Annotated in this window: 27 protein-coding genes and 1 riboswitch; of the genes, 17 read left to right on the top strand and 10 right to left on the bottom strand. The window is 64.9% G+C overall.

The genetic code is table 11. The annotated features are described in order from the left end of the window. The first annotated feature begins 3 nt into the window (after positions 1 to 3). Genes DES52_RS13940 through rph form a run of 5 tightly spaced genes read left to right on the top strand, consistent with a single transcriptional unit; the run spans position 4 to position 3,718 of the window. Complete coding sequence (locus DES52_RS13940) at positions 4 to 834, top strand: DNA/RNA non-specific endonuclease (protein WP_110887443.1); 831 nt, start codon at positions 4 to 6, stop codon at positions 832 to 834. Beyond that, complete coding sequence (locus DES52_RS13935; RefSeq protein ID WP_245901003.1) at positions 827 to 1,123, top strand: YkgJ family cysteine cluster protein; 297 nt, start codon at positions 827 to 829, stop codon at positions 1,121 to 1,123. The genes DES52_RS13940 and DES52_RS13935 overlap by 8 nt, the downstream gene beginning before the upstream one ends. A 38-nt stretch (positions 1,124 to 1,161) precedes the next feature. Continuing rightward, positions 1,162 to 2,148, top strand: a complete 987-nt coding sequence (locus DES52_RS13930; protein ID WP_110887441.1) for a 4Fe-4S binding protein — start codon at positions 1,162 to 1,164, stop codon at positions 2,146 to 2,148. 18 nt (positions 2,149 to 2,166) lie between these two features. Next, positions 2,167 to 3,024: a glutamate racemase gene (gene murI / locus DES52_RS13925; RefSeq protein WP_211317930.1), complete on the top strand. Its 858-nt coding sequence runs from the start codon at positions 2,167 to 2,169 to the stop codon at positions 3,022 to 3,024. Next, positions 3,011 to 3,718: a ribonuclease PH gene (rph, locus tag DES52_RS13920; RefSeq protein ID WP_110887440.1), complete on the top strand. Its 708-nt coding sequence runs from the start codon at positions 3,011 to 3,013 to the stop codon at positions 3,716 to 3,718. The genes murI and rph overlap by 14 nt, the downstream gene beginning before the upstream one ends. Before the next feature lie 25 nt (positions 3,719 to 3,743). Here the strand turns inward: rph and DES52_RS13915 are convergent, their stop codons facing one another. Continuing rightward, complete coding sequence (locus DES52_RS13915; RefSeq protein WP_110887439.1) at positions 3,744 to 5,006, bottom strand: NAD(P)/FAD-dependent oxidoreductase; 1,263 nt, start codon at positions 5,004 to 5,006, stop codon at positions 3,744 to 3,746. A gap of 103 nt (positions 5,007 to 5,109) precedes the next feature. Continuing rightward, positions 5,110 to 5,209, top strand: a riboswitch (TPP riboswitch). Positions 5,210 to 5,233: 24 nt separating this feature from the next. On the opposite strand from DES52_RS13915, the gene DES52_RS13910 reads away from it, so the two are divergent. From DES52_RS13910 to DES52_RS13885, 6 genes are read left to right on the top strand one after another with little or no spacing between them, the layout of a single operon-like run. Then, the gene (locus DES52_RS13910; protein ID WP_110887438.1) at positions 5,234 to 6,238 is read left to right on the top strand and encodes a thiamine ABC transporter substrate-binding protein; all 1,005 of its coding nucleotides are present in this window, start codon (positions 5,234 to 5,236) and stop codon (positions 6,236 to 6,238) included. Beyond that, entirely contained in the window at positions 6,235 to 7,770 is a 1,536-nt protein-coding gene (locus DES52_RS13905; RefSeq protein ID WP_110887437.1) for an ABC transporter permease, read from the top strand. The genes DES52_RS13910 and DES52_RS13905 overlap by 4 nt, the downstream gene beginning before the upstream one ends. Further along, positions 7,767 to 8,387, top strand: coding sequence for a thiamine diphosphokinase (locus DES52_RS13900; protein ID WP_110887436.1), 621 nt, complete (start codon positions 7,767 to 7,769; stop codon positions 8,385 to 8,387). The genes DES52_RS13905 and DES52_RS13900 overlap by 4 nt, the downstream gene beginning before the upstream one ends. Positions 8,388 to 8,426: 39 nt before the next feature. Then, positions 8,427 to 9,053 carry a hypothetical protein gene (locus DES52_RS13895; protein WP_110887435.1) on the top strand — a complete coding sequence of 209 codons (627 nt, stop codon included), beginning with the start codon at positions 8,427 to 8,429 and terminating at the stop codon, positions 9,051 to 9,053. Positions 9,054 to 9,062: 9 nt separating this feature from the next. Beyond that, complete coding sequence (locus tag DES52_RS13890) at positions 9,063 to 9,380, top strand: antibiotic biosynthesis monooxygenase family protein (protein WP_110887434.1); 318 nt, start codon at positions 9,063 to 9,065, stop codon at positions 9,378 to 9,380. 44 nt (positions 9,381 to 9,424) lie between these two features. Next, the gene (locus tag DES52_RS13885; RefSeq protein WP_110887433.1) at positions 9,425 to 9,871 is read left to right on the top strand and encodes a hypothetical protein; all 447 of its coding nucleotides are present in this window, start codon (positions 9,425 to 9,427) and stop codon (positions 9,869 to 9,871) included. A 53-nt stretch (positions 9,872 to 9,924) separates the two neighbouring features. Here DES52_RS13885 and DES52_RS13880 read toward each other — a convergent pair whose 3' ends face one another. Genes DES52_RS13880 through sdhC form a run of 4 tightly spaced genes read right to left on the bottom strand, consistent with a single transcriptional unit; the run spans position 9,925 to position 13,197 of the window. Next, positions 9,925 to 10,632, bottom strand: a complete 708-nt coding sequence (locus tag DES52_RS13880; protein ID WP_110887432.1) for a succinate dehydrogenase iron-sulfur subunit — start codon at positions 10,630 to 10,632, stop codon at positions 9,925 to 9,927. Between the two features lie 22 nt (positions 10,633 to 10,654). Continuing rightward, positions 10,655 to 12,412, bottom strand: a complete 1,758-nt coding sequence (gene sdhA / locus DES52_RS13875) for a succinate dehydrogenase flavoprotein subunit (RefSeq protein WP_110887567.1) — start codon at positions 12,410 to 12,412, stop codon at positions 10,655 to 10,657. Positions 12,413 to 12,443: 31 nt separating this feature from the next. Then, complete coding sequence (sdhD, locus tag DES52_RS13870) at positions 12,444 to 12,839, bottom strand: succinate dehydrogenase, hydrophobic membrane anchor protein (RefSeq protein ID WP_110887431.1); 396 nt, start codon at positions 12,837 to 12,839, stop codon at positions 12,444 to 12,446. A 1-nt stretch (position 12,840) separates the two neighbouring features. Next, complete coding sequence (gene sdhC / locus DES52_RS13865) at positions 12,841 to 13,197, bottom strand: succinate dehydrogenase, cytochrome b556 subunit (RefSeq protein WP_110887430.1); 357 nt, start codon at positions 13,195 to 13,197, stop codon at positions 12,841 to 12,843. Between the two features lie 282 nt (positions 13,198 to 13,479). Between sdhC and speD the strand changes: the two genes are divergently transcribed. Further along, positions 13,480 to 13,998, top strand: a complete 519-nt coding sequence (gene speD / locus DES52_RS13860) for an adenosylmethionine decarboxylase (protein WP_245901001.1) — start codon at positions 13,480 to 13,482, stop codon at positions 13,996 to 13,998. A 76-nt stretch (positions 13,999 to 14,074) separates the two neighbouring features. On the opposite strand, the gene DES52_RS13855 is transcribed toward speD, so the two are convergent. Then, positions 14,075 to 16,090: a protein kinase domain-containing protein gene (locus tag DES52_RS13855; RefSeq protein ID WP_110887428.1), complete on the bottom strand. Its 2,016-nt coding sequence runs from the start codon at positions 16,088 to 16,090 to the stop codon at positions 14,075 to 14,077. A gap of 172 nt (positions 16,091 to 16,262) precedes the next feature. Between DES52_RS13855 and DES52_RS13850 the strand changes: the two genes are divergently transcribed. The 3 genes from DES52_RS13850 to DES52_RS13840 are packed head-to-tail and all read left to right on the top strand — an operon-like array spanning position 16,263 to position 18,978. Beyond that, a complete protein-coding gene (locus tag DES52_RS13850; RefSeq protein ID WP_110887427.1) occupies positions 16,263 to 17,930 on the top strand; it encodes a hypothetical protein in 1,668 nt (555 codons plus the stop codon). A gap of 19 nt (positions 17,931 to 17,949) precedes the next feature. After that, complete coding sequence (locus tag DES52_RS13845) at positions 17,950 to 18,372, top strand: SRA domain-containing endonuclease (RefSeq protein ID WP_146237300.1); 423 nt, start codon at positions 17,950 to 17,952, stop codon at positions 18,370 to 18,372. A 3-nt stretch (positions 18,373 to 18,375) separates the two neighbouring features. Then, positions 18,376 to 18,978, top strand: a complete 603-nt coding sequence (locus tag DES52_RS13840) for a rhomboid family intramembrane serine protease (protein WP_110887425.1) — start codon at positions 18,376 to 18,378, stop codon at positions 18,976 to 18,978. Here the strand turns inward: DES52_RS13840 and DES52_RS13835 are convergent. Together DES52_RS13835 and DES52_RS13830 are read right to left on the bottom strand one after the other, a co-directional pair. Then, complete coding sequence (locus DES52_RS13835) at positions 18,954 to 20,024, bottom strand: aminopeptidase (RefSeq protein ID WP_110887424.1); 1,071 nt, start codon at positions 20,022 to 20,024, stop codon at positions 18,954 to 18,956. The genes DES52_RS13840 and DES52_RS13835 overlap by 25 nt on opposite strands. A 28-nt stretch (positions 20,025 to 20,052) precedes the next feature. Then, positions 20,053 to 20,493 (bottom strand): hypothetical protein, encoded by a 441-nt coding sequence (locus tag DES52_RS13830; protein WP_110887423.1) that lies wholly within the window; start codon positions 20,491 to 20,493, stop codon positions 20,053 to 20,055. Between the two features lie 67 nt (positions 20,494 to 20,560). Between DES52_RS13830 and purU the strand changes: the two genes are divergently transcribed. Next, positions 20,561 to 21,430: a formyltetrahydrofolate deformylase gene (gene purU, locus DES52_RS13825; RefSeq protein ID WP_110887422.1), complete on the top strand. Its 870-nt coding sequence runs from the start codon at positions 20,561 to 20,563 to the stop codon at positions 21,428 to 21,430. A gap of 2 nt (positions 21,431 to 21,432) precedes the next feature. On the opposite strand, the gene DES52_RS13820 is transcribed toward purU, so the two are convergent. Together DES52_RS13820 and DES52_RS13815 are read right to left on the bottom strand one after the other, a co-directional pair. Next, positions 21,433 to 21,651 carry a hypothetical protein gene (locus DES52_RS13820; protein WP_110887421.1) on the bottom strand — a complete coding sequence of 73 codons (219 nt, stop codon included), beginning with the start codon at positions 21,649 to 21,651 and terminating at the stop codon, positions 21,433 to 21,435. Between the two features lie 166 nt (positions 21,652 to 21,817). Beyond that, on the bottom strand, positions 21,818 to 22,438 hold the full coding sequence (locus DES52_RS13815) for a sensor histidine kinase (RefSeq protein WP_110887420.1): 621 nt from the start codon (positions 22,436 to 22,438) through the stop codon (positions 21,818 to 21,820). A 313-nt stretch (positions 22,439 to 22,751) separates the two neighbouring features. On the opposite strand from DES52_RS13815, the gene DES52_RS13810 reads away from it, so the two are divergent. Next, positions 22,752 to 23,678 carry a hypothetical protein gene (locus tag DES52_RS13810; RefSeq protein ID WP_146237299.1) on the top strand — a complete coding sequence of 309 codons (927 nt, stop codon included), beginning with the start codon at positions 22,752 to 22,754 and terminating at the stop codon, positions 23,676 to 23,678. Positions 23,679 to 24,134: the final 456 nt, after the last annotated feature.

Here is a 24,134-nt window from a genome sequence, read left to right as displayed (position 1 = left end):
AACATGAATCAACGCCGCACCTCCGCCCTTTCCGCCTTGCTCGTCGTGGTGCTCGTGCTGCTGTGGCGCGCCTTCTTCCCGACCGCCGCTCCGAACGGAGGCGGCGGCGGAGGCGGGACTGGAGGTGGAAGCCAAAGCGGCGTGTGCGGCGACAAGTTCGCCTTCGGTCAGCCGAGCGCGACGGGCGAGGGAGACAACGCGCGGTTCTTGTGCCGTCAAGGATACGCGACGCTGCACGACCCGGACCTCAAAGTGCCGTTGTACGTCGCCGAGCACCTCAAGGAAGGCGACGCGAACGGCGCCGTGCCGCGCAACGACGACTTCGAGCCCGATCCGGACTTGTCGTCAGGCGAGCGCGCCGAACTGACGGATTACCGGGGAAGTGGATTCGATCGTGGCCACATGGCGCCTGCCGCCGACTTCTCGGACGACGCGACGGAGATGCAGCAGTCGTTTTACCTGTCGAACATGGTGCCGCAAAACGGCGTCATGAACCAAGGCATCTGGGCGGGCTTGGAATCGGCCGTGCGTTCGTGCGCGAAACGCGTCGGCGACCTCTACGTCATCACGGGACCGCTCTTCGACGGACCGAGGCGCACGATCGGCGAGAGCCGCGTGGCCGTGCCGAGCGGTCTGTACAAGATCGTGATCGACCGCCAGGACAACAAGGCGCGGGCCTTCGTGATGCCGAACCGAGCCTTGCGGAACACTTCGGATTTTTCAAAATACGAGGCGGACGTCGCAGGCATCGAACGCGAAACCGGCCTCGACTTCGCCCCGAACGGCGAACTCCCTTCGGACCGGGACTTGTGCCGTGACGCGTTCGGTGGCTGACGAAGGCGGCTTGTTCGACGCGCCCGACGGGTACGCTCCGAGGTCGGCGTGGCGTCGCGAATGCACCGCGTGCGGCGCGTGCTGCGCCGCGCCCGACATCACGGCCTTGAACAAGCCGCTCGGGGTGCCGTGCGCGTTTCTGCGCCCCGACTGCCTGTGCGACCGCTACGAGACTCGCCCCGGCGTTTGCCGAAACTACCGTCCCGACTGGGTGTGCGGGGAAGTGGCGCCGCTCGCAACTTTGGAGGCGCGCGTGCGCCGCTTCCTCCAGATTTACGACCTTACATGACCATCGTCCCGCGCGGGGCGCTCTAGACTGAACGCCGCATGTTCGATTCCTTCCTCAAGATCATGGGCGACTACGGAAATCCTGTGCCGCGCTACACGGGACCGCGCTGCCTCGTGGAACGCATGAGCGTCGGGGGATGCGACGTGTGCGCGACCGTGTGCCCGCACGACGCCATCACGGTCGACGGGAAGGTCGAGATCGACGAGCGCAAGTGCACGAGCTGTGGTTTGTGCGTGCAGTCGTGCCCGACGGGCGCTTTGGAGTTCGACGTCACGGCCAACTTGACGGCGATTCGCACGCAGGAGGAAGACGCGAAGCTCGTGTGTTCGCGAACGAGCGAGGGCGGCAAGACCGTTCCTTGCCTCGCTCGCGTCACGGCGAGCGTCATCGTCGCGGCGGGCGCGTGGGACAAGCCGCTCGAACTCGTGCACGGTGACTGCGCCACTTGCGACCTTGGCAGCGACCTCGTGCCCGTCAAGCTCGCCGAGGTCGTGGACGCGGCGCAATCGTTGCGGGAAGCGACGGGCCGCCTCGCGAACGTCACGATTCGGCGCGGCGTGGAAGGCGGCGCAGAGAACCGTGGAGAGCGCGTGACGCGGCGAGGCATGTTCGGAACGCTGCTGCGCTCGGCGGCGGGCGTTGCCAAAGACCTCGTGCCCGACAAGCCGCTTCCCTTCGTCGATTGGTCCGCGCCCGAGGAGCGCGTTCCCGCCGATTGGCTGTGGCGCCGCCGCGCCCTCAAGCCCACTCCCGCGCAAGACGTCCAGGTGCGCTGGAAGGCGCCCCTCGTGGACGCCTCGTGCATCTTCTGCCCGGTGTGCTCGAACGTCTGCCCGACCGAGGCGATCACCCGCACGATCGAAGCGGACGGAAGCGTCGCGTTGCACCTGCAGCTCGAAGCGTGCACCGGCTGCGGCGGATGCGCCTCATCGTGCCCGCCGCAGGCGATCGAGTTGTCCGACGATTGGCGCGAGGAGCATTTCGCCGCGCCCGTCCTGCTGCGTGCGTCCGACGGACCGCCGTAACGCGCTACACTCCAGGGCGTGACTGCCCTCCTCCCCTCGTCCCTCACTGCCGCCCTGAGCGAGTTGACGCGTCCGATCGGCGTGTTCGACTCGGGCGTGGGCGGCCTCACCGTCCTCAAGGCGCTGCGCGAGGCGTTGCCGAAGCGTGACTTCGTGTACCTCGGCGACACGGCGCGCCTGCCCTACGGTCGCAAACCGCGCGACATGGTCGCGGGCTTCGCGCGCGGCAACACGAACTTTCTCGTCGGTCTCGGCGTCGAGGCCGTCGTGGTCGCCTGCAACACCGCCGCGTCGAGCGCGCCGAATCTCGGGCGCGAGTTTCCCGTGCCGATGTTCGACGTCATTTCGCCCGGAGTGGAGGCCGCGCGCCGTCGGACGCGCGACGGGCACGTCGGCGTGATCGCCACGAAGGGAACCGTCGCGGCGGGCGCGTACCAAGCGCGGCTCGAAGCGCAAGGCTTGCGAGTGTGGGCCAAGGCCTGCCCGATGTTCGTCCCGATCGTGGAGGAAGGCTTGACGGATTCCGAGGAGGCGCGCCTGCTCGCGGACTTGTACTTGCGCGGCCGACCCGAGATCGACACCCTCATTCTCGGATGCACGCACTACCCGGTGCTGCGGAACGTGCTGCAGGAGACGGTCGGCACCACGGTGCAACTGGTGGACAGCGCGGAAGTCACGGCGGAAGTCGTGCGCGCCGCCCTCGGGAGCGAAGGAAGCGGATCGGGCCGCATCGTCCATCTCGTGACGGGCGACACCGTCGCGTACGAGCACACGGCGCGCAACATCGGCGGCGTGGACGGCGTCGTGATTCATCTGGACGTCACGCACCTCGTCGCGGCCGAGACCGCCCACAAGGAAGCGCATGTCGCGCGCTGACGGTCGAGCGAACGACGTCACGCGCTCGCTGAAGGTCGCGCGCGGCGCGAACCGCTACGCGGAGGGAAGCGCGCTCGTGGAACTCGGCCATACCCGCGTCCTCGCCACCATCAGCGTCGACAACAAAGTGCCGCCGCACGTGCGCGGCAAGAAGACGGGCTGGCTGATGGCCGAGTACGACATGCTGCCGCGCGCGACGCACGAACGCGTCAGTCGCGAGCGCAACGCGAACGGCGGTCGACGCCAAGAAATCCAGCGACTGCTCGGCCGCGCCTTTCGTTCCACGGTCGACCTCGACCTTTTTCGCGACAAGACGCTGATCGTGGACGCGGACGTGCTGCAAGCCGACGGCGGCACGCGCGTCACGAGCGTCCTCGCGGGGTACGCCGCCTTGTTCGACTACGCCGACAAGCTCGTGAAGACGGGCAAGTTGTCCGAGTGGCCCCTGCGGCACGAGCTTGGCGCCGTGTCGGTCGGCATCGTGAACGGCGAGTTGCGCCTCGACTTGGACTACGCCGAGGACGAGAAGGCAACGGCCGACCTCAACGTCGTCGCGACCTTCGGAGGCCAAGTGCTGGAGGTGCAAGGCGGCGCGGAAGGCGAACCGATTCCGCCCGAGCGCTTCACGCACATGGTGACGCTGGGCTTGAAGGGCGTGCACGCGTTGCTGGAGGAGCTTCGAAGGCAGCTCTAAGGAGACTCTCCGCTGACGAAGGCAGTCACGCGCCTCTCGGTCGGCTCATCGCCTCCACGTCGCCCAAGAGGATCGCCGCCGCCTTCTCGCCGCTTTCCATGGCGCCTTGAATGCTGCTCATGGACGTTCCCTCCGAGGCGATCAAGACGTTCGGCCAGGGCGTCGCGTGTCCGGCCAGGGTACGCTCGAATCCCGGCGGTTGAGCGAACTGCGCGAATCGAACGCGGTCGAGCGACAGCAAGCGGAGCTTGGCGACCTCGTCGGGACCGTACCATCGTGATAGTTCCGCGCGTACGCCGTGATCGAGGGCCTTGTCGTCGAGCGGGGGGTCACCCAGCACCGTGACGCTCAGCAAGTGGGCGTGCCTCGGGGCGAGGGCGGCGTTCGTGTTGCTCGACCAGAGGGCGTTGTTGATCAGCCCGCCCGACGTGCCGAGTTGCAGCCTCGTCTCGTCGTCGAGCTGCACGCTCGCGCCGTAGTAAAGGTAGGTGCTCGACACGGGCGTGCTCGGCACGTCGGCGGCCGTGAGGCGACGAATTTCGGGCGGACTGGCGGCGACGATGACGTGCGACGCCTCCTCGACGCCGTTCGAAGTTTGAACGCGAACGCCGTTCGCGGCGGCGTCGAGGCGCGTCACGCGGACGTTCGTGCGAACGTCCGTGCCTCGCGCGAGCTGCTTGGGAAGTTCGCCCATTCCGAGTTTCGGCACGGCCGCCTCGCCGTCCGTGAGCATGCGAAAGTAGTACCGAAAAAGGCCAGCGGAAGGGCTGAGATCGCGCTTGAGGAAGATGCCGCCGAAGAACGGCCCGAAAAAGGCGTCGATCGAAGCGTACGAAAACCCTTGGCGCCGCAGGAAGTCGAGGGTACTTTCCTCCGAACCGTAGAGCAGCGAGTGCGCGGGCGGCACCTTGAGCTGCAAGGCGAGCCGAGCCACGCGCACCTTGTCCGAGAAGTGCAGCGAGGACGCGCTCAAGGTGTCGAGCAGAACGGCCGCGTCGCGAACGGGATCGCCCATTCGGTCGGCACCGCCCGGCTTGCGAATGACCGCGCCCGGCGGAATCGCGACGAGGTCGAGCGCGGCGAAATCCACGTGGCGACGAACGGCGGGGTAGGCCGTGAACAGCACTTGAAAGCCGAGGTCGACGCGGAATCCGTCGATGTCGCGCGTGCGGACCCGCCCGCCGACTTCCGCGCGTTGCTCCAAGACGCGCACCCTAGCGCCTCGCTCACGCAGCACTTTCGCGGCGGTGAGTCCCGCGAGCCCGCCTCCGACGACGATCACGTTCATGCGGTCGATTGTAGACGCTTCGTTCGCGCGGTCTGCACACGACTTTGTAGGCCACCGCGCCTTGCCGGACGTTCGTCACGCTTTCCACGCGCGCTATACTCCCTTCGTCCACCGGGGGTGTCTCGCGCGTGCGCGAGGCTGAGACAGACCCCAAGAACCTGATCCAGTTCATGCTGGCGGAGGGAGAGTGGGCCTTCCTCCCCCATGCCACCGCAAGGGGGTTTTACATGTTGAAGTGGTTGATGTTGATGGGCGCGCTCGCGTCGACGGCGAGCGCGGCGACCCTGACGGTCGTGACGCACGATTCGTTCGACCTCGACAAGGCGCTCGTGGCGAAGTTCGAGCGCGAGCACGACGCCAAGGTGCGCTTCGTGAAGGCGGGCGACGCGGGCGCGATGCTCAGCCGTCTGATCCTCACGAAGAACGCCCCGATCGGTGACGTGGTGTTCGGCCTCGACAACTCGCTGCTGCCCCGAGCGCGCGAGGCGGGCATCCTCGAACCGTACAAGAGTTCCGCGCTCGCCAACGTGCCCGCCAAGCTCCACTTGGACCCTAGCGGCTTGCTGACGACGGTGGACTACGGCTACGTGGCGCTCAACTACGACAAGGCCTGGTTCGAGAAAAAGAAGTTGCCTCTCCCGAAGACGCTCGAAGACCTCGCGACCGCGCGCTACGAGAACCTCGTGGTGGTGCAGAACCCCGCGACGTCCAGCCCGGGCCTCGCGTTCCTGCTGGCGACCGTACGTCATTTCGGCGAGGACCGCGCGCTGAAGTGGTGGAGCGACATGCGCGCGGGCGGAATGAAGATCACACGAGGCTGGAACGACGCGTACTACACCGACTTCACGCGCAACGGCGGCAAGTACCCCATCGTGCTGAGCTACGCGAGCAGCCCGGCCGCCGAGGTCTTCTACGCGACGAAGAAGCTCGGCGACAGCCCCACGGCGAACCTCTTGCTGCCCGGCAGCAGCTTTCTGCAACTGGAAGGCGTCGGCGTCCTCAAGGGCACGGCGCACCGCGAACTCGCCCGGGCCTTCGTGGACTTCTTGCTGTCCCCGGCGGTGCAAGCCGACATCCCGACTCGCATGTGGGTGTATCCCGCCCGAAGCGGCTTGAAGCTCGCCGACGTGTACCGTTTCGCTCAAGAGCCGAGGGACGCGACGTCCAACGTGAACGGCGCGGCGAGCCTCGTGGACCGCTTCACCCGCACGGTGATGCGCGCGGGGCGTTGACCGAATCGCGCCGAGCGCTGCTGGCCGCGCCGTTTCTCGCGTTGCTGGCGGCGTTCCTGATCGCGCCGCTGCTGCGCACGCTCGCCGAGGGAGGAGTGAGCGTCGGCCTTCTGCGCGACCCGTACTTCCAAAGTCGCCTCGTCTGGACGTTCGGCGGGGCGACCTTGTCGGCCGTGCTCGCGGCGCTCGTCGGCGTGCCGCTCGCCTGGGGCCTCGCGGGGTACCGTGTGCGAGGCGCGTCCTTCTTGCTGCGCGCCTTGCTGCTGCCCTTCGTCACCCCCACCCTCGTCGCGGCGATGGGCCTCACCGCCCTCGTCGGTCCCAGGGGTTGGCTGAAGTTGGATCTCAGCGAGACGCCCGCGATCGTCGTGCTCGGCAACTTGTTCTTCAATTTGCCGCTCGTCGTGCGCCTTTCGCACGCCGCGTTTTCGCGCGTCCCGTCCGAGTTGGAAGCGAGCGCTCGCTCGCTCGGCGCGTCACCGCTGCGGGCGTTCGCGCGCGTCACGTTGCCGCTGGCGGCGCCCGGCCTGCTCGCCGGGGTGGTGCTGGTGTTTTTGTACAGCGCCTTGTCGTTCGGATTGCCGTACCTCCTCGGGGGCGAGCGGTACGCCACCTTGGAAGTCGAGGTGTACGCGCTCGCCTTGCTGGAAGGACGCCTGTCCGAAGCGTCCGCGCTCGTCGCCGTGCAGCTCGTCGTGACGACGCCCGCCTTGCTCGCTTACCTGCGCCTCGCGCGGTCGACGCCGCTCGGCGTGGCGACGCGGCTTCCTCACCGTTCCGCTCCGCTCGCCGTGCGCCTCGTCCTCGCCGCCTTCTTGGGATTCACGCTTCTCGTGTGCTTCGGGCCGCTCGTCGCGGTCGCGGCGAAATCGTTGCTCGGCCCCGACGGCCTCACCCTGGCCTTCTGGTCGGGCGTCGCGTCGTCCGACGACCCTCCGCTGAGCTTTCTGCTGCTCAACACCGTTCGCTTCGGGGTCTTGACGCTCATCGCGGCGGTCGCGCTCGGCGTGGCGTTCTCTTTGGCGGCCGCTCGCTCGAACGTTCTCGACTTCGTCAGCCTCGCGCCGCTCGTCGTGTCGCCCGTCAGCCTCGGCGTGGGCTTTTTGCTGCTCTACCCGCGTCTCCTCGCCGAATTGCCCCTGCTCGTCGCCGCGTACGTCCTGCTGAGCACGCCGCTCGTCGTGCGAAGCCTGCTGCCCGCCTTGCGGGACGTGCCGCGAGGTCTGCTCGATCTCGCGCGCACCCTCGGCGCGACTCCCGGCCAAGTTCTTCGCCGCGTCACCTTTCCGCTCGTCCTGCCCGCCTTGAGGGGCGGCGCGGCGCTCGCCCTCGCGGCGACGTTCGGCGAGTTCGCGGCGACCCTCGTCCTGTCGCGTCCCGAGTGGGCGACGCTCAGTTTGGGCGTCGCCGAGAAGCTCTCACGGCCGGGCGAGCGAAACCTCGGGGAAGCGTGCGCGCTCGCCACCCTCCTGATGGGCCTCGCGCTCGCCGGGTTCGCCGCGCTCGACGGGGGCAGGGGAGACGTCACGTGAACGCCTGGATCCTCGTGGGCGGCACGCTGACCGACACGCCCGAACTGCGCCGCCGACGAGAAACGCCTCCCGCCCTCGTGATCGCCGCGGACGGCGGCGTGCGGCACGCGTCCTTGCTGCAAGTCGAGCCGACCTTGTGGGTGGGCGACTTCGATTCCTCCGACGGCCTCGACGTCAGGAACGTCGAGCGCGTCACGGTCCCGAGGGACAAGAATTTCACCGACGCCGAACTCGCCTTGCACCACGCCCGAGAAGCGGGCGCGACACACGTCACCTTTTGGGGCGCCTTCGGTGGACGCCTCGATCACACCCTCGCCCTCGTCCTGCTCGCCTTACGAAGCGCGGAGGAAGGCTTGGACGTCGAACTGCACTCGGGTGACGAGTCGGCCGTGCCGCTTCTCGCGCGCGTCGACGTTCGCGCCGTGCTCGGGCAGATCGTGAGCATCGTCGCCGTGGACGATCTCGCGGGCCTCACCTTGCGCGGCGTGCGCTGGCCTCTCACGGACGCTCACGTGAAACGCGGCTCCGGGCACACCGTCTCCAACGAGGCGAGCGACCGCGTCGTCACGGCGACCTTGACGCGAGGACGCGCTCTGCTGACGCAACGGTGGAGTTGACGCAACTTCCCGGCGTCCCGCGTCGTACAAGGAAGTGATATGGTCAGGAACTTCGTTTTCGGCTGCCTGTCGGCCACCCTCGTGATTCTCGTGCTCGTAGGCGTCCTCGGGTACTTCTTCGTGTGGGTGCCGATTCAAAACTTCCTCGCCAACTTCAACGTTCCCAACGTCGCCGTCGGTCAACGCCAACCGGGCGTGCCCAGCACCCCGCAATCCGTGCGCTCGGCGGTGAGTCTCACGGGCGAGGAAGTCCGAGACTTCGTTCGCATTCGCCGTTCGGTGGGTCAAGCGGTCGGGCAGGACCTCGGGCAATTCCAGAATCTCTACCAGGATTTCGCCAACGGTCAAACGCCGAGCGCGCTGGAAGTGTGGAACGTCATTCGCAACGCGGGCGGCGTCATCGGTCAAGCCAGGACCGCCCAGGAAGCGGCGCTGCGCCGCGAGAACATGACACAGGCGCAGTACGCCAACGTCCGCACGGAAGTCAATCGCGTTCTCGGTCTGCCCGAAGTCGACCTCGGGGTCGCCGCGCAGTCTTTGCAGAACTTGCAGCTTCCGAATTGGGATCAAGTCGTCGTGCCGCCTCTTCCGGCGAACAAGCGACTTATCGACCCGTTCGTGAACGAACTGCGTCCGACGGCCGCCCTCGGGTTGCTGGGCTTGTAGGATGACCGCATGATCACCGTCGCCAACCGCATCTTCGTCGCCCCCGAGTTCGCCGAGCAATTCGAGGAACGTTTCCGGGCTCGCGCGGGTCTCGTCGACACCATGCCGGGTTTCGTCGCCAACCACGTTCTGCGGCCCACGAAGCTCGGCGAGCCGTACGTCTTTCTGACCTTCTGGGAAAGCCACGAGGCCTTCCGGTCTTGGACGGAGTCCGACGCTTTCAAGCAGGGGCACGCCCGCTCCGGTAGCCTTCCGCGCGAGGCGTTCAGCGGCCCGAACGTCCTCGAAGTGCACGAAGTCGTCACGAGTTCAGATCCGCGATTCTGATGAGACGCTTCATCCGCCGTCAGCTTCCCCGGGTACCCTGAAGTATGAAGCCCGTCCTGCTGCTCTTGGCGTCGGCCGTCGTCCTCGCTTCCTGCGCTCCCGCCCTCACCGCTCAGCAGCGAGCAGGACGGCTCGTGAACGTCGCCAACGGGCAAGAAGGGCGCATCACCTTGACGGGCGCCACCATCACGGGCCGCAACGCCGTTCGCGTGGATCTCGGCGGGGAGGTACTGACGGGTGAGTACAACGTCCTTGGCGCAGACACGCGCCTCGGATTCGGCGTCAGCGTCGGCGTGTCCTCGCCGAGCGCGAACGTCTTGTTCGGAAATGTCGAGGCGGCACGCGTCCCGAACGGCACGCGAAACGGGACGATCATCGCCAAGAGCGAGGGTGGCTTGGTGTTGACGTGCGACTTCCTCGTGGACGTGGAAAACCGAGGCAACGGCACGTGTACGGATGGAAGAGGCGGGCGGTACGCGTTTCAATTCTGACGTCATGAACGACGCCCTCGCTCGAACGAGCGAGGGCGCCGTCGACGCGGTGCTTACACTTGCTGGTACATCACCGCGCGCTTGACTTCCTCGATGAGCTGCGTCACGGGAATTTCGCGCGGGCACGCTTCGGTGCAGTTGTACGCGGTGCGGCAACGCCACACACCCGTGTTTTGATTGAGGATGTTGAGGCGCCGCTCCGTTCCGTGATCACGCGAGTCGAAGATGAAGCGGTGCGCCTGCACGATCGCGGCGGGACCGAGGTAGCGACCGTTCACCCAAAAGATCGGGCAGGACGTGGTGCACGCGGCGCACAAGATACACTTCGTGCCTTGGTCGAAGCGCTCGCGGTCCTCGGGCGATTGCAAACGCTCACCCGCCGGAGGCGCCTCGTCGTTGATGAAGAACGGGAGGACGGCGCGGTAGCTCTCGAAGAACGGCTCCATGTCGACGAGCAGGTCGCGTTCGACGCGCAGGCCACGAATCGGTTCGACGGTGATGGTGCCGCCGTCCTTCGTAAGGTCGCGCACCAAGATCTTGCACGCGAGGCGGTTGCGCCCGCTGATGAGCATCGCGTCGGAGCCGCACACGCCGTGCGCGCACGAGCGGCGATACGTCAAGGTGGGGTCGACGTACCACTTGACGTGGTTGAGGAGGTCGAGGACGCGGTCGCCCGGCTCGCACTCGACTTTGTGCGTGTCCCAGTGTGGCCGCTTGTCCTTCTCGGGGTTGTAGCGAAGAATCTTGAGGTTGACGAACATGACACTCCAGCCGGGATGCGGCTCAGTAAACGCGAGGCTTGGGTTCGAAACGACCGAGGACGACCGGCTTGTAGCCGATGAGGACGTTGCCGGGACGGCTGAGGTCACGGTACGCCATGGTGTGCTTGAGCCAGCTCTCGTCGTCACGGTCGGGGTAGTCTTCGCGGGCGTGCGCGCCGCGCGACTCCTTGCGGTTGAGGGCGGACGCCGTCATGGCCTCGGCGACGTCGAGCAGGTACCCGACTTCGAGCGCTTCCGTGAGCTCGGTGTTGTAGCGGGCGGTGGTGTCGTGGACGGACACGTTCTTGTACCGCGCTTGCAGCTCTTTGAGCACTTCGACTTGACGGCTCATGGTTTCGTCCGTGCGGAAGATGGAGACGTTGTCCATCATCGTCTCCTGAAGTTCCTTGCGGATGCGCGCGGCGTTTTCGGTGCCCGTGCCGCTCTTGAGGCGCTCGATCTCGCCCTTGGCAAACGCGTCGGGACGAGCAGGAAGCTCCTCGAAGTGGGCGCCTTCCGCGTACTTCGCGGCGGCGATGCCGGCGCGCTTGCCGAACACGATGAGGTCTCCCAGCGAGTTCGTTCCAAGGCGGTTCGCGCCGTGCAGGCTCACGCACGCCACTTCCCCGGCGGCGTACAAGCCGCGCACGAGGTTGCCGTTGCCGTCGGCGAGCGCCTCACCGTCGATGGAGGTCGGAATGCCGCCCATCGCGTAGTGCGCCGTCGGCTGGATGGGGACAGGCTGCTTCACGGGGTCTACGCCGAGGTACGTGCGGGCGAAGTCCGTGATGTCGGGCAGGCGCCCTTCGACGATTTCACGCGGCAGGTGCGTGAGGTCGAGCAGCAGGTAGTCCTTGTCCTTGCCTGCGCCACGTCCCTCGCGCAGTTCCATGTAGATCGCACGACTCACCATGTCGCGCGGCGCGAGGTCCTTGATGGTCGGTGCGTAACGCTCCATGAAGCGCTCGCCGGAATCGTTGCGAAGAATGCCGCCTTCGCCGCGCGCTCCCTCGGTGATGAGGATGCCGAGCTTGGCGATGCCCGTCGGGTGGAATTGGTAGAACTCCAAGTCTTCGAGCGGCAGGCCTTTGCGGTAGTAGATCGACATGAGATCGCCCGTGAGCGACAGCGCGTTCGACGTGACCTTGAAGGCCCGGCCGTATCCGCCCGCGGCGAGGACGACGCTCTTGGCGTGGAAGGTGTGGATCTCGCCCGTCGAGATTTCCAAGGCCACGACGCCACGGCAGACCTTCTCGCCGAGCGCGTCGTCCTCGATGATGAGGTCGAGCACTTGGTACTCGTTGAAGAAGGTCACGCCGCTCTTGACGCTTTGCTGATACAGCGTCTGCAGAATCATGTGGCCCGTGCGGTCGACGGCGTAGCAGGCACGCTCGACGGGCGCCTTGCCGAATTCCTTCGTGTGACCGCCGAATTTGCGCTGCGCGATCTTGCCGTCGGGCAGACGGCTGAAGGGCAGGCCCATGTGCTCCAGTTCGTACACGGCGTCGATGACGTCTTTGGCGAACACCTCGGCGGCGTCTTGATCCGTGAGGTAATCGCCGCCCTTGACGGTGTCGAACATATGCCATTCCCAGTGGTCTTCGCTGACGTTGCCGAGCGCTGCCCCGACTCCACCTTGCGCGGCGCCCGTGTGGCTGCGCGTCGGGTAGAGCTTGCTGAGAACGGCGACGGAAACGTTCTTGTTCTTGCTGGCGTACAGGGCGGACATCAGGCCCGAGCCGCCCGCTCCCACAACCAGGACGTCGTATCTGTGGTGCATCGTCACTCCTTGCTGAATCGGTCCGTGGAGGTCACTTGTTGAACGACGGCGTCAAGGTGAAGAGCCCGATCGATCCGAAGATGAACAAGGCCGCCATCACGGCGTAGAAGATGATCTTCACCCAGAAGCGGTTGGGGCGTGAGCGCACGTAGTCCTCGATAGAGTAACGCGCGCCGTTGGCGCCGTGCAGCAACGACAGCACCAAAATCAACCAGTCGTACAGCTTCCAAACGGGATCGGCGAGCTTGGCGGTAACGGCGGTGAACGTGGCGTCCTTCTCGGACACCGACACGTACGTCATCCACAAGTGCCCCAGGATCAGGAATACGAGGACGACGCCCGACACGCGCATGAAGATCCACCAATTGAGCTCGGCGTTCGTGTGGGATTGCTCTTTGGCATCGGCGTAAGTCTTGGCGCGAATCACTTCAAACTCCTGCCAGGACACGCGGAATCACCATGTAGGCGGTGTACGCGGTGCCGATGAGCGTGATGACGATGGTGGCCCAGAACAAGTGGCGCTGGTAGCGGATGCCGTGTCCCGTGAAATCCATGACGATGACGCGCAGCCCGTTGAACGAGTGGTAGAGCACGCCAGCCACGATCGCGATCAGGCCGAGTCGGAACAGCCAATGGTCGTAGACCTCGTGAATCGCCATGTACACCCGTTCGCCGAAGATGAACGAACCGATGCTGATGATGTGGATGCTCAAGTAGGCCAAGATGGCCAGGCCGGACAGGCGGTGAAGCAGCCATGCCCACTGTCCTTCTCTTCCTCGATACATGAAAGGTGATCCTCCTTCGGTGGCGCCCCTTCTCGGGTTCCGGATTGAAGCAGCGTCTAACCGCTCCACAGAATATCACCAAGCGTTGCTCGGGACGCTGTTCACAAGCGGTATTTTGCCTGAAGTTTCGAGCCTGACGTACGATCGCGCCGCGCAAACCGGGCGCCTCGTCGAACAAAGGCTTTTTCGCGCCAGGTCGAGAAAAACTTGACTTTCGAACCCCCTGGCTGTAGTATTGGTCTTCGTGCGTTCGGGAGGCGGACCAGCCCGCGAACACAGCACGTGCCTGGAGGCCAATGGCCGCGCTGCGAGGCGTGTGAGCGGGATGCTCGGGCGGCAAATTTCAAGGAGGTCGCTGAGATGGAACTCTTTGGTTTCGGCCCGCACCTGATGATTGACGGTTACCATGCGAGCTCCGAGAAACTCGACGACGTCGAGTTGATTCGTAAAGTGCTTGACGAACTGCCTGTCGAAATGGAAATGACGAAGATCCTGCCGCCGCACGTGCAGCGGTACAACGGAACGACCCCCGAAGACAGCGGTGTAACGGGCGTAGTCATCATCGCCGAGTCGCACATCGCGATTCACACGTTTCCCCAGCGCGGCTTCCTGAGCGTCGACGTGTTCTCGTGCAAGGAATTCGACGTCCAAAAAGCGCTGAATTACCTTATCGAGCACTTCGAGATGGGCCGATACGACACGCACTTCATCAACCGCGGCAAGGAATTCCCCAAGGACCTCACCGAAGCCGAGCGTATCGTCAGCGGCGAACGCGAATACCTCGAAGCGCGCATCGCTTAACCGCCGAAGCAACCCCACCAACCGAACGAACGGCGCCGGGATCGATCCGGGCGCCGTTCTCGTCATTCCGTTCAAGTCATGCCATCACGCGTTTCGGGAGCCGCTGGACGGTCGTGAAGGCGTTGACCGGGGTATAGAGATCCACGGTGCTCTCGAGCTTGCCGTCAGGCGTGTACTTGCGCAAGATCTGGCCGCCCGACCGGACGCAGTACAGGTGCTGGGAATCGTCGATCGTGATGAGCCAAGGCACGTCCTCGGCTTCTCCTTGCAGTGTCTCCACCGTGTACGTCGCGCCCGTCTTGCCTTCGGCGTTGATGCGGCGAATCTTGGCGGCTTGCGCGTCGGCGATGTAGACGTTGCCTTCGCGGTCCACGCCGAGCCCGTCGAGGGGACGTAGCGTCTCCGATTCACGGTCGAGGCGGAAGGCGAGGCGCGACAAGTAGCGTCCGTCGCTCGAAAAGCGCTGCACCTGCCGATTGCCCATGTCGAGGACGTACACGTCCCCGTCGCCGCTCGCGGCGACCGTCGCGGGCGTATCGAAGGTTCCACGGCCGGAGCCGCGTCCGCCGAAACGTCCCAGGTACTCCCCGCCTGGGGAGTACATCGACACGAAGCACGATTCCGCGTCCAGTACGTACAAGACGTCGCTTCCCACGCTGAGGCTCACCGGCTGAAGCAATTCGCTTTCCGCGAGGCCGTAACGTCCGAAGGACAGCAACTCGCGTCCGTTCGCGTCCAACTTGTACAGCATGTGAGGGACGTTCGCGCCCGCGCGGTAGGTGACGATCGCGGCATACAACCCGCCCTCGTGATCCGAGGCGACCGCCGTCGGCGCGGCGGGAAGCGCGCCCTCGCCCGAAAGTCCTCGCAAGCTCACGCGCAACCGACCCGTGAGGTCGAGCAGGCGAAGCGCGCCTTGCTGCTCTCCCACGCTCACCGCGAGCGCTTCCGGATCGTCGAAGCGCTCTTCCTCCAGTACACCGCTCTCGATCGCGTCGATCACCTCGTCGAGCGACGGGCGGGCCGACGGGTCCTTTTCGATCATGTGCAGCGTCAGTTCGGACAGACGTCCCGGAATCGCCATGCGCACTTGCTTTGGAGGCCGGGGAGACTCGAAGACTTGCTGATGCACCACGGCTTCGTAACTGCCTTTGAAGGGCGGCTCGCTCGTGATCATCTCGTAGAGCAGCACCCCGAGGCTGTACACGTCGCTTCGAGCGTCCACCTTGTTGCCCTTGGCCTGCTCGGGCGACATGTAGATGGGCGTGCCGACGCGAGCGCCCGTCATGGTCAGACGCGTGAGGACTTTGCCGACGGCGATGCCGAAGTCCATCAACTTCACGCCGCCATCACGCAGTTTGCCGTCCTTGAAGGCGCCGCGCAGAATCATGACGTTGGCGGGCTTGAGATCGCGGTGCACGATATTCTGGCCGTGAATGTGACGCAACGCTTCGGCGAGCGCCCGAACGATTTGCACGCTTTGCTCGAACGTGGGTGGATTGAGCTCCAGCATGTGCTCCAGCGTTTCGCCGTCGAGGTACTCCATGGCGATGTAGTGCTCGCCCGGCTCGGCCTTGTAATCGTAGACCTTCACGATGCTGGGGTGGGCCAAGCGCCGCAGCACTTCCGCTTCCCGATAAAAGCGCTTGACGAACTTCGCGTCGGCCAGGTACTTCTCCTGCGGCACCTTCAAGGCGACGATGCGTCCGTCCGCGAGACGACGCGCACGGTAGACGCTGCCCATCCCGCCGATGCCGATTCGCCCGAGCACCTCGTACTCTCGCAGAGTGATCTCGGCCGTCGGGGGACCACTGGCGAGCAACGGCGGCGCCTTGACGGTCTGACGCTGGGCACGGCGTTGACGCGCGGCGATTCGGGGCAACGCGACACTCGTGGCGACGAGCGCGCTGCCGAGCAGCAGCGCACCGACGTCGAGCGCGGCGCGAGCGCGCGTCACGCTGCCGAGCAAGGTGACGGCCAAGGCGAGCCCGAGCACGACGAGCCCCGTGGCGATGCCGAGCACCCGCTCGGGCAACCGAACCAGCAGCAGCAGCGAGACGACGAACAAGCCGCTCAGCAGCAAGGCGCTCACGGCGTCACCTCGCGAGGCGGAAAAGACCGAGACACGAAGCCGAACCGTGTCGAGATTATGGAGTCGTGGATCAACGCGCACTCCTTCACGATGCGCCTATGGTAGCACCCTCATTTTTTGCGGCACGTGGAATTTTCGCGCGCCACGCGGGACGAGCCTCTATACTGAGCGCGTGAACGTCGAAGACGCGCTGCCCGAACTCATCGAACTGTACGAGTACAAGGTCGCGGACCTGCTCGCGGGCAACGAGCCGCGCGGTGGACGCCGCTCGATCGTCGCTCTGCGCGACGTTCTGCTCGGCGCCGACATCGAGTCCACGTTGATGCGCCGATTTCGCAACACGGACCGCGCGTGGCGCTCTTGGATGCAGCAAGGCACGTTGCCACCCCCCTTGCCTCCGGAGCCGGAAAGCACGGACCTCGACAACTGGGCGCTGCAAAGTGACACCCCTCTGGACCCCGAAGGTCACGCGCTCGTGTCGCTCGCGACGGCCTTGTGGCGCGTACGGCTCGACGACGAACTCGCTCGCATCGCCTCCGAGTGGCGCCGCGAGAAGAACCTCGTGACGCTTCGCTCGATGTACGCCCTGAGCTTGAACTTGGAGGCGGGCCGCCTCACCGACGACGTGCCTGCCGAAGGTGACCCGCTCGTGTCGCTCGGCAACGTGAAAGTCGCGCACGGCATGCTCTCGAATCTGCTCGACTTGCTGCTCGCCCACGATTCCCCGACGCAAACGTCCGCGGCGTGGCTGCGCTCCATGATGCTCGAACTTGCCGACAATCCGTTTCCCAGCGCTCGTCACGGCGGTATCGCCTTGGAGCGTGCCGCCGAGCGCACGCAGATTCGCGACGCGCTGGGACGCGGAGTCGAGGTCATCGTTCGGCTGCTTCCCCTGCAACGTGGCGGCAGCGGGGAAGACCCGCCCGCCTTGACTCGGGTGTTGTTCGCGCGCAACCCCGCGCGGCGCGCTTCGGCTCCCGACGATGCTTCCAACCAGCTCGTGGTGCGGCTCGCCGGAGCGGGCGAAGTCGTGTGGCAAGGGCAATCCATCGGGTGGCGACCGGCGGGACGTGAGTGGCACCTCGTCGTGGGTGGGGCCGCCTACCCGTTGAGGCGAAGTGGCGACGAAGTCGGCGTGACACGTGTGCCCCTCGATGGGCGCGAGTTGCGCGCCTGCTACAGCGGCGATTACCTGCTGCTCGACTTGGAGTCGGGCGACCATACCCCTTTGTCTCACCTGCTCGCGCTCGGTGCGGCGGTCGCGACCGTGCTCGACGCGCGAGACGACTTTTTGCACTTGCGCCTCGTGCGCGGCGCGGCGCAGTGGCTGCGCGACGCGCGCGTCGATGCTTCCACTATCATGCCCGACAGCGCCCAGAAGTACGCGGTGGCCGCTCCCGAGGCCCTCATCGCCTTCGCGCGCAAGGGCGTCGAGAACTTGTTGACGCGCGCGCAACGCCGAGCCCCCCAAGATGTACGCCGCGCCCTCGTGGAAGCCGCGCGAATCCTCGGGGCCCCCGAGGAGCGTGCGACCTCGCTCTACACGACGCTGATGGACGTGCAGGCGGGCAAGGAACCGCGCGAGACTCGAGAAGTCCAAGTGCCTGGCGAGGCCATCGTCGTCGCCTACGACGGCGAACCCGTCACGGTCAACGTCATGGGACGTCACATCACCTTGCGCGCCGACTACCGAGGCGAAGTCACGTCCGTCATGCCAGGAGCGCCCGCCGTGCTGCTGAGCGATTTGTGGGTGTACACGTTGACGACGGGCGGTATCGTCATCGCCCGACAAGGACTGCGTATCGGACTGACCTTCCAGTCGGCCGTTCCCTCCCGCTGACGGTCGGAGGCGGTTGGCCTTGACTTGGCCGGGCCCCGACGATCTCGAGCGCCTCGGACCCTACCCGTGGGTGCACGTTCGCGCCTTGCACGGCGGAAGGCGCGGCATTCGCCGATTGCCCGACGGCACCCTGAGCTTGCTGCTCGACTACGATTTGTCCGGGTACTCGAATTACTGGCGAGGCGACAACTTGCACTACCTCGGTCAGGGCTTGACCGGAGATCAAGTCGTGACGCCCGCCACCGCCCTGCTGCTCGAAGGATTGGAGCGTGGCGTCCCGGCGCGCGTGTGGGAGCGCTTGAAGGTCGGCGTGTGGTACGACCTCGGACTCTTCGAGGTTCTTGGCGTGGAGCGGCGCGATCTGGACGGGCGGCTCGTCTTCGACTTCACCCTTCGCCGTGCCGCACGGCGCAACTCGGACACCTCCGAAGACGTACCTTGAGGCATGACCGCGCCATCGAAACGACCGAACTTCACGGGCGCCACCACTGTCGTTGCTGTGCTGCTCGGCGTGATGTGGATCGTGGAACTCGTCAACCAATTCCTCTTTCGCGACCAACTCGATTACCTCGGCATCCAGCCGCGCTCGGAAGTGGGATTGCGCGGACTGCTGTTCGCGCCGTTTTTGCACGCGGACTTCGCGCACCTCATTTCCAACACCGTGCCGTTCGCCGTCCTCAGCTTCCTGATCGCGCTGAGGTCGCTGCTGCGCTTCGCCGCCGTCACGCTCAGCGTGATGTTCGGAGGCGGCTTCGCGGTGTGGCTGACGGCGCCGAGCAACACCATCCACCTCGGCGCGAGCTTGTTGGTGTTCGGCTACCTCGGGTATCTGCTCGCGAGCGGCTGGTACGAACGCAGCACGAGCGCCGTCGTGGTCGGCGTGCTCGTGCTGCTGGTGTACGGCAGTCTGCTCTGGGGCGTGTTGCCGATCGTTCCGGGCGTGTCATGGCAGTCGCACTTGTTCGGCTTCCTCGCCGGTCTGCTCGCCGCGAGGTTGCTCGCGCGGCGCCGCGCGAGCAATCCTTACACGAACCGCCCGCTCTCTTGAAACACCTCGCCGTCGAGCAGGATTCGTCCACCTTCTCGCAAGTCGCAAATCATGTCCCAATGCAGGGCCGAGACGTTCGTGCCGAGGGTTTCCGGATAGGCGTTGCCGAGCGCGAGGTGCACCGTTCCGCCGATCTTCTCGTCGAACAAGATGTTTTTCGACGCGCGCTGAATGCCGAAGTTCGTGCCGATGCCCAACTCGCCGAGACGCCTGGCTCCTTCGTCGGTGTCGAGCGCCGCTTGCAGCACGTCGTCCCCGACGTCCGCTCGCGCGCGCACGACCGTTCCATCTCGGAATTCCAGCTCGATGCCGCTCACTTCACGTCCCGCGTACACCGTCGCAAGGTCGTAGCGTATGACGCCGTTCGCCGACGCTTCGAGCGGCCCGGTGAACACCTCACCCGACGGCATGTTGCGCTTTCCGTCCGAGTTCGCCCATACGCGGCCCTTCACCGACAATGTGAGGTCCGTTCCGCGTCCCTCGATGCGCACCTCGTCCGCGCGCGACAAGCGCTCGATAAGCTGCGCCTGCATGGCGCGCACCTCTCCCCAGCGCGCCACGGGGTCCGCGTCGCCGAGAAACATCGCGTTCGCGACGAACGTCTCGTACGCCTGCAAAGTCATGCCCGAAGCCTGCGCGCTGTACGCGGTGGGGAAGAGGGTGAGGTTCCACTTGCGCTTCGCGCGTTCGCGCGCCACGGGCGCGAGCGTGCGCCGGTAGAGCGCGCTTCGGTCCGGGGCCACGTTGCTGGGCGGGGTGGGCGTGAGGACGCGAATCGAGCCGTCGAGGCTCTCTACTTCCGCGAGTTGTACGGGATGCAAGTTGGCGAGGAGCGCTTTTGGCGCGAGGCGAATGAAGTCGTCGAGTTGGGACGGGTACTCCAAACGCACGATCGGCATGGCGCCTCGCGCCAAAAGCGCGTCGTGCACGGCCGCGACGAGCGGCAAGGCGAGCGTGGACGCGGCGACGAGGATGCGTTCGCCGCCCTTCGCGTACACGCAGTAGTCGACGAGGAGCTCGGCGTGCTTGACGGGATCGTAAATCACGCGCGAATTCTAATACGAATCCAAACGCTCAAGGTGTCCGCCGAAAGCGGCCGCCGCGCAATTCCAAGGTCGCGTCGGCGGTGGTCACGGTCACGACGAGACGGCCGTCTTCTACCGACAGGCGAGACGACGTGACGCTCGAAGGTACCTTCAAGCGGGCGGATGGCAGCGACAGGTCCGCGCAGCTCTTCGCGTTCACCGCGTCGAGCGTGCTCCCGCGCAGCGCTGTGAAGCATCCGAGAGCGTACACCCGCGCTGCCACGTCGCCGAGCGAGGCACGCACCGAGGACACGTCACCTTCACGCGTCGCAACATCCGAGCGCACACGGTCGACGTCGCTCGACAGGGCGTCGAGCTTCGTTTTGATTTCGGAAAGTTGCCGCGTCAAGTCCGACAGCGAAGACGAAGGTGAAGCTTGCGCGAACGCCGACGAGGCGAGCAGCATGCTCGCGAGCAAGATGAAGCGCATGCCGTAGTCTAGGGCGCCGCCCGGCGACTTCGATGAAACGACCTCCGCGCCTTGTATCCTGCCCTTCATGAGCTCGACCGACCGCCCGCACGTCGCACGCCTGCTGATCTCCTGCCCGGACAAGCGAGGCATCGTCGCCGCCGTCTCGCAATTCCTGTACGCGCACGGCGCGAACATCCTCGACTCCGATCAGCACTCGACCGATCCCGAGGGCGGCCGCTTTTTCATGCGCATGGAATTCCACCTCGACGGCCTCGACCTCACCCGCACGCAATTCGAGAAGGCCTTCGGGGACGTCGTCGCGACGCCGTTCGAGATGACGTGGCGCGTGTGGTACGCCATGGAACCCAAGCGGATGGCCATCCTCGTGAGCAAGTACGACCACTGCCTGCTCGACCTTTTGTGGCGCCATCGTCGCGGCGAACTCGACGCCACGGTTCCGCTCGTCGCGTCAAATCACGACGACTTGCGCGCCGACACCGAAAGCTTCGGCGTGCCCTTCCATCTCGTGACGGTGGAGAAGGGCCGCAAGGAGGAAGCGGAGGCGCGCTTGCTCGACCTTCTCGCGGGGCAGTGCGATCTCGTCGTGCTGGCCCGCTACATGCAAATCCTGAGCGGCGACTTCCTGCAAAAGGTGGGCGTGCCCGTCATCAACATCCACCACTCCTTCTTGCCCGCGTTCGTCGGCGCCAATCCGTACCGAGCGGCGTTCCAGCGAGGCGTGAAGATCATCGGGGCGACCGCGCACTACGTCACCGAAGAACTCGACGCGGGTCCCATCATCGAGCAGGACGTGGCGCGCGTATCTCACAACGACGGTCCGGACGCGATGACGCGCATCGGACGCGACATCGAGCGCGCGGTGCTTGCCCGAGCGGTGAAGGCGCACCTCGAAGACCGCGTGCTCGTGTACGGCAACAAGACCGTCGTGTTTTGAATTTACACGCGTACGACGACGCTCGGGATCGGACGAACGCCGGTGTCGTCCCCGTTCGTCTTGTAGTCGCCTCGATTTCCGAGCACGAGTGAGATCACGAAGGCGATCACGATCAGCAAGCTCAGGGCCAGCAGGATGAGCCCCCAATTCGGCCCGCGCCGTACGGGCTCTTGCGCGAATTGCTTGTCGGCCTCGGTTCGTTCGTTTCCACGATTTGTCATGACGCCATTCCACGCGTCCCTGCCTCCACTTCGGTAGGAGGAGCATGACGGCTCCTCCATAAATGCCGTGAAAGGCTGACCGTCCGTGCCGCTCGTTTCCCAAAGGCGAGCGGCCAGAATCGACTTGTCCAGTACCACGTCGTCGGGCCGTCGTATCGCTTACTACCTACGCGTCCAGCAACGTGAAGTGAAAGGTGCTGCCCATCCTCGGTTCGCTCGTCACCCACAAGCGCCCAGCGTGCCGCTCCACGATCTTCTGGCAAACGGCGAGTCCCACGCCCGTCCCCTCGAAGGCGTCACGTCCGTGCAGGCTTTGGAACATGCCGAAAATCCGCTCGAAGTATTGCGGCTCGATGCCGATGCCGTTATCCGACACCATGAGACGCCACATGCCGCTTTCACGTTCGCTCGTGACGCGCAAGCGAGGAGGTACGCCCTCTCGGCGGTACTTCAATCCGTTGGAGATCAAGTTTTGAAAGAGCTGGTCGAGTTGCTGCGCGTCCGCCAACACCATCGGCAAGTCCGAGCAGGATACGGTTGCACCCAACGCGTCCAATTCGGGGCGCAAGCGTGTGAGAACCGCGTTGAACACGGCGCCCACGTTCGTCGGTAATAAGGGGCGGCGCTCACTCGTCACGCGCGGGTACGTCAGCAGATCGTCCATGAGGCGCTTCATGTGCTGTCCGTTCTGCACGATCTGCCGCAGGTATCCTTGGCCACGCTCGTCGAGCACGTCCTTGTAGCGGGCCGTGACGGCTGGTGCATCACGGAATAACGCCCTTTTCATCGATACCGGTTGAAGTTACTCGGGAGAAGGTCGTCTTCCCGCCCTTTACAGCAAAAGTTGAATTTTCGACCACCCTACTTCCCTTTTACCCTTATTAATAAAGAGCTATTTATTCATTTAAATACTACGTATCCCTCATTGGTCGTAGCCTTGAGTGTCGACGCAACTCCCTACAATTTCGTGTCCCCTTTTGCTCACACGGCCCTGCACTCACGAACTTGCCTGACTGCAACCACGCCCTGTCGAGGCTCGAATCCTTTTTTGGTTTGAAGATCCTCTCCCCACCAAGACAAGGCTTAGCGAGGAGGCTCACATGCAAGGAAGAACCGGAGCGCGTACCAGCACGCCAAACGGAGGGAAGCTTCACCGCAAGGTGCTCACCATCATCACGGCCACCTTCTTCTCAAGCACGCTCGTCGCACTCGCCGGAGGAAGCGCTCCTACATCTAGCGGAGCGACAACACCCGCGGGTCAAGGCGCGCTCAAGCTCACCACCACCTTAGCCGGTAAAACAGCGCTTCCCACCAGAGTCCATTGGGTCGCGAGGATCGACATGCCATCTGCGGACGTTCCCCAGTTTCCTGCGAATCTCGTCGATCACGTTGACTTTAAGATTGACGGCGTGACCCGGTGGGTTTCCAAAGCCTTCCCCTATACGTATGCCGGGTGGGGAAATTACCTCGTCACCACCTTCCTGACTCCCGGCAAACATACGTTCACCACAGAGGTGACGTCCACAGACGGCCGGAAAGCTTCGGAGACAGTTGTGGCGAGCGTCTCCAAGCCGTCCGCACCCCCTGCCGCGCTTGCCGGACGGTGGATGATTCAGCGAAAAGGCTTCCCGGTGGACGCCGCTGGCAATAGTCTCGACGGGCGCTGGGATCTGGTCTTCGATGAAATCGGCGCGTGGGTCCTCGATCCTACGGGCTCAGGAGCCGTTGATGGGGTTCGCATTGAGGGTGATACCGTTATCCTTTACGGCGGTATAACGATGGGTCCAAGGGAACTTGGCGTGAGTGCCTATGGCCACAAAGACATTGTGGGGGGACTTTGCGGCAACGGAGGTGAAACCGTTCTGCGCGTCTTCGACGCAACCTTCAAATGGTCTGTGCAAGGGGATAAGTTAACTTTGAGGGCCATCAACCCGGCCTGTATGGGCGAAGAGGTAAATCTTTGGACTGGGACGTGGACGCGGACGAGCGGAGGCGCGCCGAGAGGCCCACTGCTGCTTGGCAAGTAGGTCGGGGGCTTTCCTTGTCCTCGACGCTCTGATCCGCTTTGACGCTGTGATTGGTGCTGGTCAAGATCGTGAGCATCCGGGCAGCACCATCCGTTCGCGGAGCCTTGGGTCATTCGTTTGCACCAAGGCGCTTGGTCACTTCAAGCTGTCGATGAACGACTTGTCAGGCGCGTCCCCGCCAAGGAAGCGGTACACCGTACCAGGGTCGATGCTGCCCGTACTGAGGCTATCTTGTCGAGCAACTCGCGCACGAACGCGACTGGCATCGATCAAGGTAGAGCGGGAACAGTCTGCGTGCTTGCTCCGCGATAAAAGCGGTCTCCGTCCTGTACCACCCGCGTAACTTCTGCGGTGATCAATAAAGTGCGTCTGAAAAGCGTGCAGGACGAGATTTTCCCGTTTCATGAGGTTGGTCGACGATAGAGGTCGAGGTGATGTCCCGTGAGTCGACCCGCG

Source organism: Deinococcus yavapaiensis KR-236 (assembly GCF_003217515.1).
Lineage (GTDB): Bacteria > Deinococcota > Deinococci > Deinococcales > Deinococcaceae > Deinococcus_A > Deinococcus_A yavapaiensis.
This window is presented reverse-complemented; position numbering and strand designations above follow the sequence as displayed.

What these genes read in the sequence shown, in the direction of transcription:
- DES52_RS13940 (WP_110887443.1), top strand. Translation starts at nt 4, where the DNA reads ATGAATCAACGCCGCACCTCCGCCCTTTCCGCCTTGCTCGTCGTGGTG.
- DES52_RS13930 (WP_110887441.1), top strand. Translation starts at nt 1,162, where the DNA reads ATGTTCGATTCCTTCCTCAAGATCATGGGCGACTACGGAAATCCTGTG.
- rph (WP_110887440.1), top strand. Translation starts at nt 3,011, where the DNA reads ATGTCGCGCGCTGACGGTCGAGCGAACGACGTCACGCGCTCGCTGAAG.
- DES52_RS13915 (WP_110887439.1), bottom strand. Translation starts at nt 5,006, where the DNA reads ATGAACGTGATCGTCGTCGGAGGCGGGCTCGCGGGACTCACCGCCGCG.
- DES52_RS13910 (WP_110887438.1), top strand. Translation starts at nt 5,234, where the DNA reads ATGTTGAAGTGGTTGATGTTGATGGGCGCGCTCGCGTCGACGGCGAGC.
- DES52_RS13895 (WP_110887435.1), top strand. Translation starts at nt 8,427, where the DNA reads ATGGTCAGGAACTTCGTTTTCGGCTGCCTGTCGGCCACCCTCGTGATT.
- DES52_RS13890 (WP_110887434.1), top strand. Translation starts at nt 9,063, where the DNA reads ATGATCACCGTCGCCAACCGCATCTTCGTCGCCCCCGAGTTCGCCGAG.
- DES52_RS13885 (WP_110887433.1), top strand. Translation starts at nt 9,425, where the DNA reads ATGAAGCCCGTCCTGCTGCTCTTGGCGTCGGCCGTCGTCCTCGCTTCC.
- DES52_RS13880 (WP_110887432.1), bottom strand. Translation starts at nt 10,632, where the DNA reads ATGTTCGTCAACCTCAAGATTCTTCGCTACAACCCCGAGAAGGACAAG.
- sdhA (WP_110887567.1), bottom strand. Translation starts at nt 12,412, where the DNA reads ATGCACCACAGATACGACGTCCTGGTTGTGGGAGCGGGCGGCTCGGGC.
- sdhC (WP_110887430.1), bottom strand. Translation starts at nt 13,197, where the DNA reads ATGTATCGAGGAAGAGAAGGACAGTGGGCATGGCTGCTTCACCGCCTG.
- DES52_RS13840 (WP_110887425.1), top strand. Translation starts at nt 18,376, where the DNA reads ATGACCGCGCCATCGAAACGACCGAACTTCACGGGCGCCACCACTGTC.
- DES52_RS13830 (WP_110887423.1), bottom strand. Translation starts at nt 20,493, where the DNA reads ATGCGCTTCATCTTGCTCGCGAGCATGCTGCTCGCCTCGTCGGCGTTC.
- purU (WP_110887422.1), top strand. Translation starts at nt 20,561, where the DNA reads ATGAGCTCGACCGACCGCCCGCACGTCGCACGCCTGCTGATCTCCTGC.
- DES52_RS13820 (WP_110887421.1), bottom strand. Translation starts at nt 21,651, where the DNA reads ATGACAAATCGTGGAAACGAACGAACCGAGGCCGACAAGCAATTCGCG.
- DES52_RS13815 (WP_110887420.1), bottom strand. Translation starts at nt 22,438, where the DNA reads ATGAAAAGGGCGTTATTCCGTGATGCACCAGCCGTCACGGCCCGCTAC.
- DES52_RS13810 (WP_146237299.1), top strand. Translation starts at nt 22,752, where the DNA reads ATGCAAGGAAGAACCGGAGCGCGTACCAGCACGCCAAACGGAGGGAAG.